Origin of the sequence: Chitinophaga sancti, assembly GCF_034424315.1 — a bacterium.
Taxonomy (GTDB): Bacteria; Bacteroidota; Bacteroidia; order Chitinophagales; family Chitinophagaceae; genus Chitinophaga; species Chitinophaga sancti.
Map to the genome: position 1 here is coordinate 7,695,108 of NZ_CP139972.1, position 19,616 is coordinate 7,714,723.

The 19,616-nt window shown below is 44.8% G+C and carries 15 protein-coding genes; 10 read left to right on the plus strand and 5 right to left on the minus strand.

Annotated elements, in window-relative coordinates:
* Window positions 1-63 precede the first annotated feature (63 nt).
* The 8 genes from U0033_RS30380 to U0033_RS30415 all read left to right on the plus strand — a co-directional run bounded on the left by U0033_RS30380 (window position 64) and on the right by U0033_RS30415 (window position 10,106).
* On the plus strand, window positions 64-1,371 hold the full coding sequence (locus U0033_RS30380) for a TolC family protein (RefSeq protein WP_072363836.1): 1,308 nt from the start codon (window positions 64-66) through the stop codon (window positions 1,369-1,371).
* Window positions 1,368-2,462 (plus strand): efflux RND transporter periplasmic adaptor subunit, encoded by a 1,095-nt coding sequence (locus tag U0033_RS30385; RefSeq protein WP_072363834.1) that lies wholly within the window; start codon window positions 1,368-1,370, stop codon window positions 2,460-2,462. The genes U0033_RS30380 and U0033_RS30385 overlap by 4 nt, the downstream gene beginning before the upstream one ends.
* A 39-nt stretch (window positions 2,463-2,501) precedes the next feature.
* Window positions 2,502-3,704, plus strand: a complete 1,203-nt coding sequence (locus U0033_RS30390) for an ABC transporter permease (protein ID WP_218164078.1) — start codon at window positions 2,502-2,504, stop codon at window positions 3,702-3,704.
* A gap of 11 nt (window positions 3,705-3,715) precedes the next feature.
* On the plus strand, window positions 3,716-4,417 hold the full coding sequence (locus tag U0033_RS30395; protein ID WP_072363831.1) for an ABC transporter ATP-binding protein: 702 nt from the start codon (window positions 3,716-3,718) through the stop codon (window positions 4,415-4,417).
* 80 nt (window positions 4,418-4,497) lie between these two features.
* On the plus strand, window positions 4,498-6,819 hold the full coding sequence (locus U0033_RS30400; RefSeq protein WP_072363950.1) for a TonB-dependent receptor: 2,322 nt from the start codon (window positions 4,498-4,500) through the stop codon (window positions 6,817-6,819).
* Between the two features lie 5 nt (window positions 6,820-6,824).
* Window positions 6,825-7,634: a DUF4249 domain-containing protein gene (locus U0033_RS30405; RefSeq protein ID WP_072363951.1), complete on the plus strand. Its 810-nt coding sequence runs from the start codon at window positions 6,825-6,827 to the stop codon at window positions 7,632-7,634.
* A 136-nt stretch (window positions 7,635-7,770) separates the two neighbouring features.
* On the plus strand, window positions 7,771-9,093 hold the full coding sequence (locus U0033_RS30410; protein ID WP_072363829.1) for a cytochrome ubiquinol oxidase subunit I: 1,323 nt from the start codon (window positions 7,771-7,773) through the stop codon (window positions 9,091-9,093).
* Window positions 9,090-10,106, plus strand: a complete 1,017-nt coding sequence (locus U0033_RS30415; RefSeq protein WP_072363827.1) for a cytochrome d ubiquinol oxidase subunit II — start codon at window positions 9,090-9,092, stop codon at window positions 10,104-10,106. The genes U0033_RS30410 and U0033_RS30415 overlap by 4 nt, the downstream gene beginning before the upstream one ends.
* Window positions 10,107-10,161: 55 nt before the next feature.
* On the opposite strand, the gene U0033_RS30420 is transcribed toward U0033_RS30415, so the two are convergent.
* The 3 genes from U0033_RS30420 to U0033_RS30430 all read right to left on the minus strand — a co-directional run bounded on the left by U0033_RS30420 (window position 10,162) and on the right by U0033_RS30430 (window position 12,922).
* Complete coding sequence (locus U0033_RS30420; RefSeq protein ID WP_177318681.1) at window positions 10,162-11,616, minus strand: c-type cytochrome; 1,455 nt, start codon at window positions 11,614-11,616, stop codon at window positions 10,162-10,164.
* 105 nt (window positions 11,617-11,721) lie between these two features.
* Window positions 11,722-12,483 carry an SDR family NAD(P)-dependent oxidoreductase gene (locus tag U0033_RS30425; RefSeq protein WP_072363823.1) on the minus strand — a complete coding sequence of 254 codons (762 nt, stop codon included), beginning with the start codon at window positions 12,481-12,483 and terminating at the stop codon, window positions 11,722-11,724.
* A 55-nt stretch (window positions 12,484-12,538) separates the two neighbouring features.
* Window positions 12,539-12,922 carry a helix-turn-helix domain-containing protein gene (locus U0033_RS30430; RefSeq protein ID WP_072363822.1) on the minus strand — a complete coding sequence of 128 codons (384 nt, stop codon included), beginning with the start codon at window positions 12,920-12,922 and terminating at the stop codon, window positions 12,539-12,541.
* Between the two features lie 168 nt (window positions 12,923-13,090).
* On the opposite strand from U0033_RS30430, the gene U0033_RS30435 reads away from it, so the two are divergent.
* Together U0033_RS30435 and U0033_RS30440 are read left to right on the plus strand one after the other, a co-directional pair.
* Entirely contained in the window at window positions 13,091-13,294 is a 204-nt protein-coding gene (locus U0033_RS30435) for a hypothetical protein (RefSeq protein ID WP_072363821.1), read from the plus strand.
* Complete coding sequence (locus U0033_RS30440; RefSeq protein ID WP_072363820.1) at window positions 13,291-13,827, plus strand: TlpA family protein disulfide reductase; 537 nt, start codon at window positions 13,291-13,293, stop codon at window positions 13,825-13,827. The genes U0033_RS30435 and U0033_RS30440 overlap by 4 nt, the downstream gene beginning before the upstream one ends.
* Here U0033_RS30440 and U0033_RS30445 read toward each other — a convergent pair.
* A complete protein-coding gene (locus U0033_RS30445; RefSeq protein ID WP_072363819.1) occupies window positions 13,822-14,982 on the minus strand; it encodes a threonine synthase in 1,161 nt (386 codons plus the stop codon). The genes U0033_RS30440 and U0033_RS30445 overlap by 6 nt on opposite strands.
* Before the next feature lie 179 nt (window positions 14,983-15,161).
* Entirely contained in the window at window positions 15,162-19,613 is a 4,452-nt protein-coding gene (locus tag U0033_RS30450; RefSeq protein ID WP_072363818.1) for a TonB-dependent receptor plug domain-containing protein, read from the minus strand.
* Window positions 19,614-19,616 lie beyond the last annotated feature (3 nt).

Sequence of the window (19,616 nt, forward strand, 5' to 3'; positions counted from 1 at the left end):
AGCCACACTGATTTTTACAGTTGCTGATTGTTTTGAATATTTGCCTCCGTAAACAAATTCCTGATGCGCCAGTTTTTAATCATTTTTCTCATCAGCAGTAGTCTGACAGCAGGAGCCCAGGGTACCTTATCCTTTCGCTCGCTCAATGAAGTCTTTGCCTACGCTGATGCGCATAGTGTCACATTCAAAAACGCCACCCAGCAGGTGCTGATGAATAAGTATCAAACCCTTGCTGCGAAACTGGATAAGTGGAAGATCAAGGGCGATGCAAATCTGACAAGCACCGACAATACCAAGCTGGGTGTCACCTTTATACCTGCAGAGATCTTTGGTGGTCCGACCGGCACTTACAGGCAGGTTACCTTTGGCCAGCAATATGTGACTGCGGCTAACTTCGCTCCGCAAATCGACATTCTCAATCCCTTTGCCATGGCGCAGGTAAGAACGGCCCGTGCCAGTGAACAGGTCACCAATGCCACTAACCTGCTCAACAAGAAAAGCCTCTACGAAAGTGTAGCAGGTGCTTATTACAATATCCTCTCTTATCAATGGCAGATCAAAGTGACAAAGAATAGCCTGGATAATGCGGATACACTCACCACTATCATGGTGAACAAACAACAGGAAGGCATTGCCCGCCAGCAGGACGTCAACAATGCGAAAGCAAACCAGTTGTCCATCCAGGATAAACTGCAACAGCTGGAAGTAAACCTCGAAGAGCAATACAGCAGCCTGAAATTACTCTGTGATATGGATCCTGATACCCCCGTCAGTATTGAAGAAACAGCCGCCCCGGGTAATTTCGATGCCAGTCTGGCCGCTACCGGCTACCTGACACAATTACAAACAGAATGGCAACTCAAATACCAGGAAGCTGATCTGCGTGCCAATAAACGCTGGTTCATGCCTACCATTACCCTCTTTAGCAGCCTGGGATGGCAGCAGAATACCAACAACCATCCTTTCGATGGCAGCAGGTGGATCAATAGCAATTATGTCGGCGTGAAAATGATCATCCCTATCTTCCCGGATGTAGGTAAGGTGGCTGCCGTACGCTACGACCGGATCAATGTTGCCGTGGCTAAAAACAATTTTGAACACGCAGCCCGGCAGGATAGTGTGAATAACCGGCAATTGCAACTGGAATACCAGAAGGCTTTTAAAAGCGCACGCCTGGCAGGTGAAATAGCTGCGCTGAAAGAAGATTCCTACTACAAGAACCTGAATATCTATAAAGAAGGAATCCTCTCCGCTACCGACCTGTTTACCGCATTTAACGACTGGCTGAATAACAGTCTGAATGCCGTATCCCAACAGGCAAACAGCGACTATGCAAAATCCAAGATCATGATTAATAATATTGTCAAATGAACATACCGCAAACTATTGGGATCCTTTCTGCATGCCTGATCTTTTCTGCCTGTGGTCAGAAAACGACCCCTGTCAAACCAGTACATAAGGACCTGACCGAAATGGTTTTTGCCTCCGGTGTGCTGGAAGCCGATGATCAGAATAACCTTACTGCACAAACAGATGGTTATCTCATCAAACTGGATTTTAAGGAAGGCGACATGGTAAATGCAGGTCAGCTCCTGGCTGTCATTGACAATAGCCAGAATATTATCAATGCACAAAGTGCAGGCGCCCTTCATAATATTGCGAGGGAAAATACCCTGCCATCAGCGCCGGCTTTACAACAGATCAGTGCCAATATTTCGGCTGCCAAAGAAAAGCTGCGCCTCGATCAGTTGCAGGCAGACAGGTACAAACGCCTCATGGAAAGTAACAGTGTATCAAAACTGGAATATGAAAATACCCAGCTCACACTGGCCACCTCACAGGCTAACCTGAAAGCCCTGGAAGACCAGTATAATTCACAATTGGTTACTGCCAGACAACAGGAAGTTTCACAACGCTCTATGAGTGAAGTGAACCGGGTGATCAAAGAACAAAACCAGATAAGGGCAGTCATCAGTGGCCAGATCTACGGGAAAAAGAAACAACTGGGAGATTATGTACGTAAAGGCGATGTGATCGCCGTGATTGCCAACCCTCATCTCATCTATGCCCGCCTGAATGTAGACGAAACCAATATGGCGAAGGTGAAGGTCGGAGAGGAAGCCGCCATCCAGCTGAATACAAACAAAGGACATATTTACAAAGGTACCGTGCATGAAATCCTGCCCTCCTTTGAATCTACCAGCCAGTCTTTCATCGTTAAGGCATATTTCACAGACAGTCTCGATTTCAGGATCACAGGTACTCAACTCGAAGCCAACATCATCGTGGGCGAAAAGAAGAATGTACTGGTCATACCAAGAAACTATCTGACTTACGGCAATAAGGTGGCCATCAAAGGTAAAGGACCTGTAGTCGTTCAAACCGGCATCATCTCCAACGACTGGGTAGAGGTGACTGCTGGCCTGACAGAAAATGATGAACTGGTACTTGAAAAAAAATAAGTGATGAGATACCGCCATAATATTAATTCCGAAATCTCCATGACGTATATCGTCACGAAGAAAAAGCTGACCCTGGTAGCGGCATTGGGCGTAACGATCGGGATTGCCATCTACATCTTCATGAACTCGATGATGGTGGGTTTTGACAAAAAATCCACAGAGCTGGTATTCAGAAGTACCGCGCACATCCGGGTGTACAAAGATGAGGTGATGAGCCTGCCTTTACTGCCTGCAAAAGGCAACAAGGTGCCGGTTATCATTAACCCCAGCGTCGTACCGGAAAGTGATAAGATCGTAGACCCTGAAAAAATCATCTCCCTGCTGAGACAGCAGCCGGATGTAACACTGGTAACCCCGCAGGTTACAGTCAGTGTATTTTACAATAACGGCAAATCCCAGATCACAGGTAGTTCTTATGGGGTACGGATCTCTGAAGCGGATAGGATGTTCAATATTGCCACCACGGTAGTGGAAGGCTCCATCGAGGACCTGAAGAATACCCCCAATGGTATTTTGCTGGGAGTAGGAGTCGCCGCCAAAATGAGCGTGCGGCCAGGGGATAATATCAGCATTACTTCCTCCCGGAATGTTACCAAAGTGATGAAGGTAGTAGGTCTTTTCCAGTCCAACAACTCCCAGATAGATAAAACCAAGTCCTACATCAATATCAGCGCTGCCCAGCAACTGCTGCAGGAAGGCCCGGAATATGTAAGCGACATCAACATATCAGTGATTAACCCAGATAAGGCACCGAACTACTCGGCTAAATTCTCTGACCTGACAGGATATAAAGCTGAGGACTGGAAAGCGGCTAATGCCACCCTGGTAGCAGCTGCCAATATGCGCCGGATCATGATCACGGTAATTGCATTGTCTATCCTGCTGGTAGCAGGGTTTGGTATCTACAATATCCTCAATATGACTATTACACAGAAAATCAATGATATAGCTATTCTGAAAGCCATGGGTTTCAGGGGCCGCGATGTAGTACGTATTTTCGTACAACAGGCCATGATCATTGGTATGATTGGTATATTGATGGGGGTAATACTGGCCGCATTACTGGTCTTCCAGTTATCCAGAACCTATGTAGGCGGCGATATTGGTTATTTTCCTATTCGCTTTGAGTGGTCAGTGTTCTTCAGAGGACTCATTTTCGGACTGATCGTTACCCTGGGTGCGGGATACATTCCTGCTAAAAAAGCGGCAAACGTAGACCCGGTATCTATTTTCAGGCGGTAAAAATTACGACTATGCAAAGAGAGCTCATGCTGGAAGCGGAAAAGATCGGGAAATATTTTTACGACCCGATAAAATTTAAAGTACTGAATGATATTTCTTTTAAAGTATATAGAGGAGAATTTGTAACATTGGTGGGTAAATCAGGAAGTGGGAAGTCCACCTTACTATATATCCTGAGCACAATGGATACTGATTATGAAGGGAAACTGCACATTCACGGGCAGCTGACCACAGGGCAAAAACAAAACTCCCTGGCGGCCCTCCGGAATGAGAAGATTGGATTTGTATTTCAGTTCCATTATCTTTTACCCGAATTTAGCTGCCTGAAGAATGTGATGATCCCGGCATTACGCCTGGGAAGATATTCCAGGCAGGAAATAGAAGAAAGGGCCTATCAGAAACTAACCCTGCTGGGATTACAGGATCAGGCACTAAAACCGGCCTCCAAACTATCCGGAGGTCAGCAGCAAAGGGTCGCCATTGCCAGGGCCCTGATTAACGATCCCCTGATCATAATGGGAGATGAGCCGACAGGAAACCTTGATTCAAAGAATTCACAGATCGTATTCGATACATTTAAACAACTGGCGCACGAATATAACCAGACGATCATAGCAGTGACGCATGATAATGATTTTGCAGAACGCTCTGACCGTACTATTGAAATGCAGGACGGGGTAATCATTTCTACTGCAAGGGAGTTTGGAAAATAGGAACTGCAACAGTAAGCCTTGAAAAAACAAAACCCGAAGGTGGTACTGCCGGACGCGGTGGTACTATCACAACAATGAATATGAGTAAGTCTTTTATCGTTGCCTGCTGCTTGTTATTGTCATGTATGGGAGTGGTAGCGCAGGCAAAGTTTACTATCAGCGGAACCATCAGATCAAAGAAGACCGGGGAAACCATCATTGGTGCTACCGTGCACGTAGCAGGTCAATCCATCGGAACTGTCAGCAATGAGTACGGCTTTTATTCTCTTACGCTGCCCGAAGGTACCTATACCATAGAGTTCAGTACCGTAGGACTGCAAGCGGTACAGGAAGAGATTGTATTGACGGAAAATACAAGCAGGAACATTGCCCTGCACGATGCGGCGCAATCCCTAAGATCCGTGACGATTACCGCCAATAGTAAACAGCGTAATCTTAGTACACCCCAGATGGGTATGGAGCAGCTGACCACAAAAGAGATGAAGAATATTCCGGTCCTGCTGGGTGAAAAAGATGTACTGAAAACGATCCAGTTGCTGCCGGGTATTAAATCTGCCGGCGATGGCAACAGCGGTTTCTATGTGAGGGGCGGCGCAGCAGACCAAAACCTGATCTTACTGGATGAAGCACCGGTGTATAATGCTTCGCATCTGTTCGGTTTCTTTTCTACATTCAATTCTGATGCCATCAAGGATGTGACGGTATACAAGGGAGGTATGCCCGCACAATACGGTGGCAGGTTATCGTCCGTATTGGATATAAAAATGAATGATGGCAATAACCAGGACTACAATGTAAGTGGTGGTATTGGCCTGATCTCCTCCAAAGTAAATATTGAAGGCCCTTTACAGAAGGATAAATCCTCTTTCCTTGTATCTGCCAGAAGAACTTATGTCGATCTTTTCCTGCGTTTATCCAACGACTCATCTATTAAAAATAACACCCTCTATTTTTATGACCTCAATGCCAAGCTGAATTACCAGCTAAGTAAGCGTGACCGCTTGTTTGCTTCCGGGTATTTTGGGGCGGATAACCTTGTTGTGGGGAATAACTTCGGTTTAAAATGGGGAAATGCAACTGGTACCCTGAGGTGGAACCATATCTTCAGCAGTAAGCTATTTTCAAACACTTCCCTGATCTTTAGTAACTACGATTACAAGATCAATGTGAAGAGTGGCGCGAATGATGTCAATATCTTTTCCCAGATCCGTGACTGGAACCTGAAGGAAGAACTACAGTATTATATCAGCCAGCGACATAACCTACGCATTGGTTTCAATACCATCTATCATACCATGCGCCCCGGAGAAATCTCTTCCACAGCGCAGTCCAATTTTAACTCATCCCGTTTGCAGCAGCGCTATTCATGGGAGAATGCCGTGTATGTATCAGATGTATGGAAAGCAACAGACAAACTGGACCTGTCTTATGGTGCAAGACTGACCGCATTCAGTATCCTGGGTGCCGGTGACTTTTTTAATATTGACAAAGACGGGAATATCCTGGATACCCTGCATTACAAAAGCGGGGATTTCGTAAAGACTTATATTAACCTGGAACCCAGGCTGGCAGTAAGCTATAAACTAACCAGTATATCTTCTATCAAAGCTTCGTATGCCCGTAATGTACAGAACCTGCACCTGATATCAAATAGTACATCGTCCAGTCCAACAGACCGCTGGGTAGCAAGTACGAATATCATCAGGCCTGAGATTTCCGACCAGGTATCACTGGGTTATTATAAAAACCTTGCCGGCAATAAATACGAGTTGACAGTAGAAACCTATTATAAGACTATGCAGCACCAGATTGATTACAGGGATGGGGCTGATGTATTGAATAATGATGCCATAGAAACCCAGCTGTTATTTGGGAAAGGACGTGCATATGGAATAGAATGGCTGATGAAAAAGAAAGCAGGCCGGTTTACCGGCTGGGTAAGTTACACATTGTCAAAAACAGAAAGACAGATAGATGGTATTAATAGCGGTCAATGGTATAATTCCCGGCAGGACAGGACACACGACATTGCAGTAGTGGGAATGTACCAGCTGAGCGAGAAATGGTCAGTAAGTGCCAGCTGGGTATATTATACGGGGGATGCGGTCACCTTCCCCAGTGGAAAATACCTGATCAGTAATACCGTGTATTATTACTATACAGAGCGGAATGGCTACCGTATGCCGGCTTATCACAGGCTGGATCTGGGGGCTACGAAACAATTACGCAAACGGGGCAGGTATTCATCAGAGTTATCCTTTAGTCTTTATAATGCGTATGGCAGGGAGAATGCATACACCATTACATTCAGGCAGAATAAGGATGACAGGAATAAAACGGAAGCAGTGAGAACGTCTCTGTTTAGGTTTGTACCTTCTATATCATACAACTTTAAATTCTAATGAAAATGAAGCAGTTGTTGTATATCGCGATAGTAATTACCTGTTTTTGCGCCTGTGAGAAGGTGATAGATATTAATTTGAATAATGCGGCGAAGAAGTATGTGGTAGAGGGGTATGTAACGGATGGCGTGAATGGAGTAAGGGTAAGAATTTCGCAAACGATGAATATTGAGGACGCCAATACATTTCAGGGGATCAGTGGAGCGAAGGTCATCATTACAGCAGATGGTACGACTCAATATGTATTGAGTGAATCTACTACAAAACCGGGTATATATGCTTCAAGCTCCTTTAGAGGCGCGGTAGGGCATACTTATAGCATGTATGTACAGGTAGGAACAGATACGTTCAGTGCGGTATCTACAATGCCGCGGGAAGTTTATTTTGATAGCCTGAGACTACAGGACAGGGTGGTGTTTGGAAAAACCAGGAGGGTGCCGGCGGTATTTTATACAGATCCGGACGGGAAGGGGAATTCTTATCATTTTATTGAGTGGCGGAACAGGGTAAAGGAGAGTACGATCTTTGTGAGGAATGATGATAATACGGATGGAAGGAGTTTGAATATACAACTGGTATCGTTTAGTAGTAATAGTGATGATGACAGTAAGCAGATAAAAAAGGGGGATACAATACGGGTAGAGATGCAATGTATCGATGCAGCAATGTATAAATATTGGTATAGCCTGGATGCGGGATCAACGGGAGAGGGGATGAGTGCTACGCCGGCGAATGCAGTGTCGAATATCAGGGGAGGTGCGCTGGGCTATTTTAGTGCGCATAGTGTGCAAGCCAGGACGATCGTAGCGGATTAATGATTTCAATCCGTCACTCCCGAGACAGGTTGAAATCATTATTTACCCCTAAAAACTACCATCTTTAACATGACTTTTATCATCCTCCCATAATCTAGATTTAGTAGCTTTGACCCCGTAATAATTCATCGCGCCAATGAACGATTTTTTAGCGGCCAGATCACAAATGGCTTTATCGTTAGGTTTTCATATTGTCTTCTCCTGTATCGGCATGGTCATGCCTTTCTTTATGGCCATCGCTCACTTTCTTTATATTCGAACAGGCAATGATATTTATAAGAACATCACCCGTGCCTGGAGCAAGGGCGTAGCCATCTTTTTTGCTACAGGCGCCGTATCCGGCACCGTATTATCATTTGAACTCGGCCTCCTTTGGCCTGGATTCATGAAACATGCCGGCCCAATCTTTGGCATGCCCTTCTCCCTCGAAGGCACTGCTTTCTTCATAGAAGCCATCGCCCTGGGTTTCTTCCTCTATGGCTGGGGGCGGTTTAACCAGTGGTTCCACTGGATCACCGGCGTTGTAGTCGGCATCAGCGGCCTGGTATCCGGCATCCTCGTAGTTGCTGCCAATGCATGGATGAATAGCCCGGCAGGATTCGATTTCGTAAACGGACAATACCTGAATATAGATCCTATCAAAGCTATGTTCAACGATGCATGGTTCTCCCAGGCATTACACATGTGTATCGCCGCCTTTGCAGCAACCGGTTTTGCGGTAGCAGGTATCCATGCCCTCATGATCTTAAGAAAAAGAAATATCGCCTTCCATACCACGGCTTTTAGAATACCTGCATTATTTGCCTGTATTGCGGCAATACTGCAACCCCTGAGCGGAGATATCTCAGCAAAAGACGTGGCGCGCAGACAGCCTGCAAAGCTGGCCGCCATGGAAGCCCATTTTAAGACCGAACCAGCCTCTCCGCTTGTACTTGGAGGTATGCCTGACCCGGTGGCAAAAGAAGTGAAATATGGTGTCGAAATACCCGGTTTACTGAGTTTTATGGTGTACAGTGATTTTCATACCCCGGTGAAAGGCCTGGATCAGATCCCTGAAAATGACCAGCCGCCAGTTGCCATCACCCACTACGCTTTCCAGATCATGGTAGGCCTGGGTATGATCATGCTGGGAATAGCCTTGTGTTATTTCGTAGCCATCATCAGGAAAAAAAGCTGGCTCCGCATGCCCTGGCTGCTTCGCCTGTTTGTGATCGCCACCCCGATGGGATTCATTGCCGTGGAAGCTGGTTGGACCGTAACAGAAGTAGGCCGCCAACCCTGGATCATCAATGGGGTGATGCGCACCGCTGATGCTGTCACACCAATGCCGGGGATTGCTTATTCTTTTTACATCTTCACAGCGGTGTACATTTCGCTGTCTCTGATAGTGACCTTCCTCCTGTACAGGCAGATCCGGATGGTACCTGAGATTTATGATATTCAAACTCCTTCATTATGATATTTGTAGTAATGGCTTATTTATGGGCTGCCATCCTGTTGTATATATTGTTAGGAGGAGCTGATTTCGGTGCAGGGATCATAGAACTGTTTACATCAGAAAAGAACAAGGCATATACCCGCAGTACAATGTACCAGGCCATCGGGCCTATCTGGGAAGCGAACCATATGTGGCTGATCATTGCCATCGTGGTATTGTTTGTCGGTTTCCCGGAAATCTATACCACCGTATCTACACATCTGCATATACCACTGTTGATCATGTTATTTGGAATTATCGCCCGTGGCACTGCCTTTACATTCAGGCACTACGATGCGGTGAAAGATAACATGCAGAATGTATACAACCGCATCTTTGTCTACTCCAGTTTCGTTACACCTTTCTTTTTGGGAGTGATAGCAGGTAGTGCAGTGTCAGGTAGAATAGACCCGGACGCGAATAATTTTCTGGATGCATATGTCTATACCTGGCTGAACTGGTTCTCGGTAACTGTAGGATTTTTCACAGTAGCGATCTGCGGTTACCTGGCTGCCATATTTATCATCGGTGAAACTGATGATGATAACAGTCGGGTAAGATTTATCAGGAAGGCCAGGCAAATGAACCTGGCGGCAGCGGTATTCGGTGCGCTGGTATTCTGGGCCGCACATGCAGAAGGCATCCCTTTGGACAAATGGATCTTTGATAATCCGATCGGGATCATTGCCATCATAGCGGCTGTATTATCACTAGGTATGTTATGGTACCTGTTGCTGAAAAAAGGTAAGGTGATCATCATCCGTGTACTGGCTGGTTTCCAGGTGACGATGATCCTCCTGGCAATCACCATGCGGCATTATCCTAATATCGTGATCCTGAAAGGTGGCAGGTATTTGTCACTGCTGGAACATGCCGGACAGGAGAAAACGATCCATTCACTGGCAATGGCTTTATTGCTGGGAAGTATATTGATTTTACCTGCTTTATTTTATTTGTTGTATAGTTTCAGAAAGAGTGATGCAGTAGAACATTAAATAAAAATGGCTGCTTCAGCATATTGAAGCAGCCATTTTTATATTAAGGATAAAATTATTGTAATTCAGGTAGACAATTCGGATATCTCTTCCGTAACTCCTCCAGCTCCTTTTTCAACTGATCCATTTTGGCCTTTCCAGTAGGATTTATATTTACCGTTACATCCGGTAACTGTAGCTGATTGATCGCTGCTTCCACCTCTTTAATATTACTCTGCTGAATATTGATCTTTATAGTTTGATCCTTACCTGTTACAAACCGGGTCAGTCCAAATAATACAATATCCTTCTTTTCCCCTAATGCAAATATATACCCCCGTTCGCCAGGCGGCAATTGAATACTACCGTCCATATCATAGAAATAGAAATAGCCGCCATCAGATGATAAAAATCCTGCCTGAATTATTTTCCTGGAAGGGATGACCATCACCGGAAAAAGAACAGGAGACGTTAACCCTTCCTGGACAACTTTCAGTTTAGTAGAAGTGGCTAAAGGATTCTTTTTGATGTAACTATCAACGTTGTACCAGCCAAAGGAGAGGATCTCAAATGAGTAAAAAACAGGCGGTATTTGCGCAGCGTTCTGGGTAACCGGTGGGGTGAAATTAATTGCTATGCTGTCTATTCCCTGACTGCTCTGTACATCGGAACGGTTGATGCTGTAAGATAAATTAAATCGTGCTGAATCAGAATTAAATATCTTCATTGCGAGTTGAATAATATACTCACAGCTGTCGCAGTTTTTATTACTTGTATATTCTTCAGGTATCTTTCCAAATTGCTTCATTCCTTCCTCCTGAATGTACCTGTAAATATCATACAGATCTTCATCCGGGAAGCTGGGATATCCAGGCATACCAATTTTGTATTCATTGTAAATACATGCTGCCTGAGGGTACGCCTGCATCGCCTGTGCAAAATTTCTGGTGAGCAGGTAAACCGCCGCCGTATCATTATGCCAACGCTGCATCGTTCCAAAAAGCGCCGGCCCGATTAGTTTTTTAGTAACATCATGACATTGCTTGCAATTGGATTGATACAACGATTTTCCATTCGCTAGTCTGGCTTCCCCTTTATTCATTTCCAGCGGTTGCGGATCCACCCAGTTAATCGCAGAATCCTTTATCTCTCCTTTGAAAAGCTGCATATCATCCTCCACATGATCAGCAGGTACTATCACTTTCAGCGGTTTCAGGATCTGTACATCCTGTCCTGCCTGCGGGGCAATGTACAACATGCCTCCACTGGACAGTAACTCTCCGTTACTACGTGTATACAATCCTGCTCGGGCCATCTGACCGAGCGTAAATGCTTCTTTGATTTCCAGTTTTACAGAATCGCCGCTGGCAGTCTTTAGCGCATTCGCTGGCACCTGAACAATGCTTCCTCCGGATAATTTAATGTAATTATCCCGGCTGGTGTTGATTGTCACTAATTGTGAAGGTAGTTTATCCGTGTTTAGTTTACCATTTAATGGAACATTTTGCTGACAACTTATAAAGGCTAGCAAGGATAACAAATAAAGGGCTAATAGGTAATTATATTTCATAAGTAACCTAAAGCTACGAAAAAACTGAATGCCAATGAGCGAAACTCATTGGCATTCAGATACCGCTTACAGGAACATTCCTCCACTTGCCTCCACGCGCTGCGCATTCACCCATCTCGCATCATCACTACACAGGAACGCAACTACCGCACCTATATCTTCTGCTACACCTGCTCTGCCCAGTGCTGTATTAGCTGCCACCATCTTATTCAGATCCGCATTATCTCTTACAACACCACCACCGAAATCTGTCTGTATAGCACCCGGTGCAATTGTGTTTACACGAATACCTCTGCTACCCAGTTCTTTCGCCTGGTAACGGGTCAGTACTTCGATCGCACCTTTCATTGCCGCATAAGCAGAACTGCCTGGTAGCGTGAATCGTGCCAGCCCTGAAGATACATTGATGATCACACCACCATCCGCCAGCAATGGCAATAATTTCTGGGTAAGAAAGAACGGTCCTTTGAGATGAATATTCATGATCTCATCGAACTGAGCCTCCGTAGTATCGGCGAAGTTAGCATGCAAACCGATGCCAGCATTGTTGATCAGATAATTGAATTGAGTAGCCTGAAAAGTATCTTTCAGTATTGTTGTAAATGAAGTGACGAAGTTATTAAAGGAGCTGGCAGTCGCAGTGTTCAGTTGTAACACGGCCGCGCGTTGTCCTGCTTTCTGGATCTCTGCAGCAACAGCATCTGCCTCCGTTTTATTACTGTTGTATGTAAGGATAATATCTATGCCCTTTTTAGCAAGGCTCAGCGCCATATCCTTCCCTAATCCGCGGCCGCCGCCGGTGATAAATGCAATCTTGTTACTAGCCATGATGTGTTCGATTTTTGTAAAGCAAAGGTATCAACAACCAGGCCGGCGAAAATGATCAATACTTCAGTATTTTGTTTTTACGGTATTGCAGCGGAGTTATCCCTGTCATGTTTTTAAAGAAACGATTGAAGTTGGTCGGTTCGGGGAATCCCAGGTGGTTCCCGATATCAGCTACGCTGAGTACGGTGTCGTCCAGCATTTTCTGTGCTTCCAATACAATCCTGTCTTCCATCACTTCACAGGGAGAAGTATTCAAAGTCAGCTTAATTGTATTCGTCAGGTGGATAGGGGCGATGTGCATGCGCGAGGCAAAATCACTCGGTTTATAGCGGATCTCAGTCCGGCCTTGTAGCAGGTCATTTACATGTTCATCCACCAGTTGCATAAACTGGGTCGTGATCTCATCCTTGCGCGATAGTATTTTTTCCGGGATTGGCATACTGCAAAATTAAGGGAAGGGGTTTTAATTTAATTCCTATTCTGGATTTTTACGAGCTTCAAAGGCCTACAGTAAAACTTCTTTTTAAAAGAATAACAAATCAAACTGCAAGGCTATCCCCAAAAAGACCTTAACAGCAGGGCTTTATTTTCCGTATATTTGAATAATATGAAAGCAAGGATCAGTAAACTTGGACAGGCCTTTCTTCGTAATGGCAAAGCTGCCAGAGCGCTGTCCAACGCCATTTTAGATAACCCCGGCGCTATCGCCATCGGAGAACCGGTACAATTTAGGGTTGCCTATGTAAACAGGCAGCAAAAGACCGTTGATTTTACCGCTATCGTCCGCAAAGTATCAATGAACCGACCATGAAATACGCTTTATTACTCCTGATCTTAGGAGCGTTCTCCCAGCATACGTACGCCCAGCACCCCCAATCCTCCCAACAAGCAGACCCTCCAACAGGTGGTTTCCGCACCATTATCGGTCAGCAGGTACCAGCCTTTTCCTTCGAGATAGAAAAAGGGAAAAAAGTGAGTATCAGGGATTATAAAGGTAAATATGTGCTGATTAACTTCTTTGCTACCTGGTGCCCTCCCTGCAACCAGGAATTGCCGCTGGCCCAGAAGCAGATCTGGGAAAAACACAAAGACAATCCGAAATTTGCATTCATCGTATTTGGCCGGGAAGAAGGCTGGGAAAAACTCGACCCTTTTAAAGAGAAGAAAGGATTTACCTTTCCGCTCTTACCTGACCTGGACAGGAGTATCTTCTCGCTCTTTGCGCCAAATGGAATCCCCAGGAATGTAGTAGTAGATCCTGAGGGCAAGATCATCTACCAGAGTTTTGGATATGAAGCAGCAGAGTTTGAACAGCTGGTAAAACTGATCGATAGTAAACTATGATCTATACTTATACCACGACCCGGTATTAAACAACAACACATTTTCTCCCTCCTGTATCCAGCCATCTGCAATCAGATGCTGCATGCCTATATAGGTAGCACTCCCCTCCGGTGATAACAACAAGCCTTCTGTGGTCGCAATGTGCCGCATGCCCGCCGTAATCTCCGTCTCTGTCACAGTCAGCGCCGTACCCTTACTCTGCTGTAATACATCTATCATCAGGTCCCTGGCGAAGGGCGCCGGCACTGCCAGCCCGTAAGCAATAGAAGGGGTAGCACAAAAATCCGCAGGAATTACCCCCTGCTGAAATAACTGTACCATTGGATCACAATTCGCTGATTGCACGATCACCATCCTGGGTAACTTGCCCGTTAGCCAACCCAGTTGTTTCATTTCTGCAAAGGCTTTCCACATCCCAATCAAACCAGTACCACCACCGGTAGGGTAAATGATGACATCCGGTAGCTGCCAGTGCAGCTGTTCTGCAATTTCGTATCCTATTGTTTTCTTGCCTTCGAGTCTATAAGGCTCTTTCAGGGTAGACATATCAAAACCTCCGGTTTGCGCCACCAGTTGCTGGGCGCGGCGGCCACAATCACTGATCAGCCCATCCACCAGGATGAGTTCTGCGCCATACATGCGGCATTCTGTCTGCAATGTAAGTGGGGTATGCCTGGGCATGATCACAGTTGCCTTCATCCCTGCTTTGGCACAATAGGCGCTGAGGGCGCCTCCGGCATTGCCCGCAGTAGGAATTATGCAATGTTGGATGCCCAGTTCTTTGGCTTTGGAAACGGCCACGCTGATCCCCCTGGCCTTAAAGGAGCCGGTAGGGTTCACGCTTTCATCCTTGAGCAGAATGTTGACTTCATGCTGTTGACTGAGGGCTGAAAGAGTATATAAAGGTGTGCCTCCTTCTCCCAGGCTGACAATATTGTGTTCTTCAAAAATTGGTAAGAGCCGGCTATACCGCCAGATGGTGTGGTAATTGATGTCTAATGTCTGGTGCAATGGTTGGTCCAGCCTGTAACGGGTGAAAAGCGGTTGATTACAGCAGGTAGCGTAGGATTGTACATCCCCGATGTTGTATAACCGGCCACAATGGGGGCACTGTAGAGCTGTGGCAAGCGAGGTGCTGTGTTGGGTTATATGCATAGCCTTGATTGGGGTGTGGGTAACAAAGGTGTATCTTCCGGCTAAAGATATGCTTTAAGGCTGCAAATTGATAGCCGTTATTACAAAAAAACAGGCTAAAAAATGCTCAGCAAAACAGAACAACTATCCCGGTCATCATCAGAAAGATCTTCTAATTATGACCAGGATAAAACCTTTAACTAAGGCATGATCTCCACTGTTTCACCCTCCTGCCAGTAAATGTTCTCAGGCTGATAATACAAATACCCCGCACTGGCCTTACCCTGATACGTTCCTGCAACATCCACCTTCAGGTCCAATGCTATTTTCTTCACCTCCTTTCCCTTCATACCTCTCCAATAAAACACGAGGTAATTATCAAAGATCTCATAATATGCTACCTTCTCCTTATCCATCAATTCTTTCAGCTGCCAGGGCTGCCAGGACAATCCGCCGGGAACACCCACCTTCACCACCGCCATACCCTGCTCCTCTGTACTTGTATTAGTTACATTAATATTCATGCGCACTGTTTCTCCAACCTTCACATGATGAGTACTTAAAACCGTTTCCAGTTTCAGCAGGGCGTGCTCACTGGTAGGAGGGGTGTTAGTAAAATAATCACAGGTAAAAGTATAAGGCAATCCTTCCTTACCACTATATCGCACAGAAAACTTATTTTCCTTTGACAGGTAATTGAAGGCAACTTTTTCACCAGGTTTTGCTGGATGCCCGTTCAAAGTAAAAGTACCACTATCTGTAGCAGTTGATTTTTCCATATTATAGTAAGCTGTCAGCGCCGCCAGTGCTTGTATATTTCCCTGTGTAGAGCCAAATCCATAATAGTTCTTTCTACTCTGAATGCCTGACATAATTTGCGCTATCCGCGCCTTACGGGGTGCAGGCTCGCGCATCAGGGCCATTGCATACAAGGCCATTGTTTCAACATATAGGGATACGCCCTGGGAGGCAACAATACTTGTCCGGGCAGCTAATTGCCCGTTTATAAACAATTTGTCTAACCTGTTCATCAGGTCATTAAAATCTTCAGTTTTCTGTAATTGTGCTGCCGCCAATGCCATGATAGCCAGTTGATAGCCGTCATTGCTTAGCTGTGCGTCTTTCCGTGCGGTTTCGTATTCCAGTTGAATATCCCCGCCTTTACCAGCCTGCGCCAATGCATATACGATGTAGGCATTCATCACATCAACAGGTACTCCCTTAAATTCATCTAATCCTCCCGGTGTTGGTTTGAATTTCCCTTTACCATCACGATGATCCAGGAGGAATTTTTCCGTTCTGTTCAGCATATTTTTATCCACCTCAATGAACTCCTTCATCGCTGTAAATTCCATCAATCCATAAGCAGTCAGTGCTACATGGGCAGGCGTGTGCCCAAACCATTCGAAACCATTTTCTGAAGTTTCAAATTTTACCAGTCGCGCATAGCCCTCCTGCAAGTATTCTTTGGCCTTGCTTTCCAGTTTGTAATCACGCTTTATTGCATGCTGCATTAACTGCAAAATGAATATATTGGGATATGTACTGCTGGATGTTTGCTCAAAACAACCATGTGGTTCGCGAAGCATACTCTTTATCGCATCAATTATTTGGTCTGTAACAGTTTGCAGATCCAGTGACATTGCTGGATTGATTGGTGTCACAGGATTTGAAAAAATAAAGGAGGTGTCCTTAGACTGATTGCCGGAAAAAACAACATGTATAGGGAACCCTTTTTCTTCTGCAGTAAATGGCAGGAATAAAGCCTGGCTGTTCACATTGATCCGGATATTGCCAGACATTTTATAATAAGGTGTCACCGGGATATTCACCTGCACGGATCCGGCTTTTTTCACCGGCACCTCTCTGATCGCCGTATCTCCGCTGACACCCGGAGGTAGAGTGAGATATACCTTTGCAATGACATCTTCATTACTATAATTTGTCAGTACAACAGGAATTTGTACATTATCTCCCACATTGATATAAGGTGGAATTTTTGCATCAACACTGACCATGTCATGTACTGCATAGGTATGTTCGGTGCGGCCAATAGATCCATTGTAACCAATACCTTCTGTAATCGCCCGGAAAGTAGTATTGGCATCTGAATTGTAAAACTCTACACTTGCTTTACCATATCTATCGGTCTGGATAGTTGGATTCCAATAGATGGTTTCCCTGAAATCAGTCTTTTTCTCAGTTTCAATAGCCTGGTATTTTGGTGCATAGAAAACAGGTACCTGGCTAAAGATTTCATTGGCAGCCTGTGTTTTTATATTCCTGAATGCAAAGCTGTAAGATTTGCTCAGTGAAAACCGTATTCTCCCCAGGTTCTGACTTTTTTTTGTTGTAAATAGGATGACACCGTTTGCTGCCCTTGAACCATATATAGCAGTGGCATCTGCACCTTTTAAGATTGAAATTGTCAGTATCTCTGCTGGATTAATTGTATTGATGATATTGCCCTGAAATGGAATGCCATCTATTACATATAGAGGGTTGTCATTTTTTGCCAATGAATTTATTCCGCGTATCTGTACACTTACAGCGTCTCCTGGATTACCACTAGGCTGATTGACAATGATACCCGCTAATTTTCCCTGCAATGAAAGTAAAACATTACTAGGGTTAGATGACATAATTTCACTTTTTGAGATCACTGAAATTGAACCTGTTAAATTTCGTTTATTCGTTACTCCATATCCCACCACAACTACATCATTAAGGTGAGTGGCTTTGTCAGCCCATGATGGCGCATTGATAGCCATAGCAGGATAAGCTGCAACTGATTCTTTCAATCCGGTTTTTAACGGCTTAAACATGCCTGCTTCCTGGGGGTTATTACCTATTCCGTTCTGTGCAACATTAATCACGAATGAATCTTTTTTTTCTCCCTCTGCAATGAGAAAATAGTCGGCACCGGGATCCAGATCTGAAAAGAAGAATTGTCCGCTGTTGCTTGTTGTTTGTACTACGCCCAACTGCCTGTTTGTATTAAAAAGATAGAGTTTCGTCTTTGCTGGAATACCGTTTTTATTGGTAATACTGCCACTTAAAATATTTAATTTATCTGGTGTAAATACGAGCCGGTTACTTGTATTCACGATATCGGTAAATTGAAAATAGCGGTAACCCTGCGTGAGCATAAGCATGTCGAGCGCACTGTCAGCTTTAGGCTCATCCTGTTTAAAGTAGAACTGAGGCTCCTCTACTCTTCCTTTTAGTTCACTACTCATTAACAGCCAGGAGATGATATGATCCTGTTTATCATCGGCCATTGTCCATAGCTTGTCATCAATAACACTGAGAGACAGATTAGCCGGAATAGGCTGGCCTTCTGTGTCAGTCGTCAGGATCGTCATCTTCACTTTCTCTCTTGGCATGTAAGCCGATTTGTCTGTAGAGATGTTTACCTGCAAAGCATGATGTTTATTCATAAATGCCACCCGCTCTGCAACTTTCAGATGCTGGCTGTTGCGTAATGTGAATACAACGATCCCTGTAGGAAAATCCATCGTGTCAATTTTAATTAATTGAACACCTTTATGGATCGTAGCATTGGTAGTATAATAAACATGCTCCCGCATGGCGGCCGTCAATGTAATATCATCATCAGCTGTAGTCGAAATTTTTGCATATAATTGCCCGCCCCGATGCATCAGGTTCATTATCATACCATCTTCCGTGGCCTGCGGAACAGGATATTTTTTATCGCCAATGAGCGCTGTATATTTTCTGCCTTGAACGGGTGTAAACGGTAATATACCCATACCCCCATGATAACTGGAAAAGGGGGCGATTTTAGCACCCTTATCGTCGATGATTTTTCCTTTTACATCCACTGGTTTCCCCTTGTCATTGATGGCCTTAAATGCCAGCACAGTAGGTAATCCTGCTACAAGGGTACCACCTTCCGGCATAAATTGAAGATCAATCTTATTTAATTCAATGGGAATACTCCTTGAGATTGATTCGGTAAATCCGCTGGCGATGACGGTTACATTCAGTAACCCGTCATCAGAAGTGAGAGTGCCGGGTAATACAGCCCTGATTATAGCTTTACCGGCAGTATCAGTTTTGAAAATATCAGATTTGTATTGTTTACCCTCAATGCTGACCATGAACTGTCCTGTATAGTGAGCCAGGGGTTTATTGTCAGGTGTACGGATCGAATATATTGCTTTGATCGTATCGCCCGGGCCATAACCTTTTTCAGGAAAATCGAGTGTGGCAAGTATTCTGGGCGCAATTACCCTTTGCAGGTAAAGCGATTTGCTGAACCAGGTGCTGTCTTTTTCATTTTGCATCCAGGTAGTATAGGCCCTTATTTTGTAAATTCCTCCTGGCAGACTATCGCCAAATACATAGCCCCCTTCACTATAGCCAATATTGATAGGGTGTTTAAGCTGGGATAATATATTGCCCGAAGGACTAATGATATCCACATTTAATACCGTACTGATAATGGTGGGAACATTTGTTTGAGCATTAACTACATAAGCCTTATAATAGATTGTATCACCTGGTTCAAAATATACATGGTTCATTTGCAGGTACACTTTTTCTTTCGTGTTTGCATAATCAGGAACCTGGGCCTTTGCGGACAATACCACCAGGAAAGATATAAGTAAAAGGATCGTTTTCTTCATAAG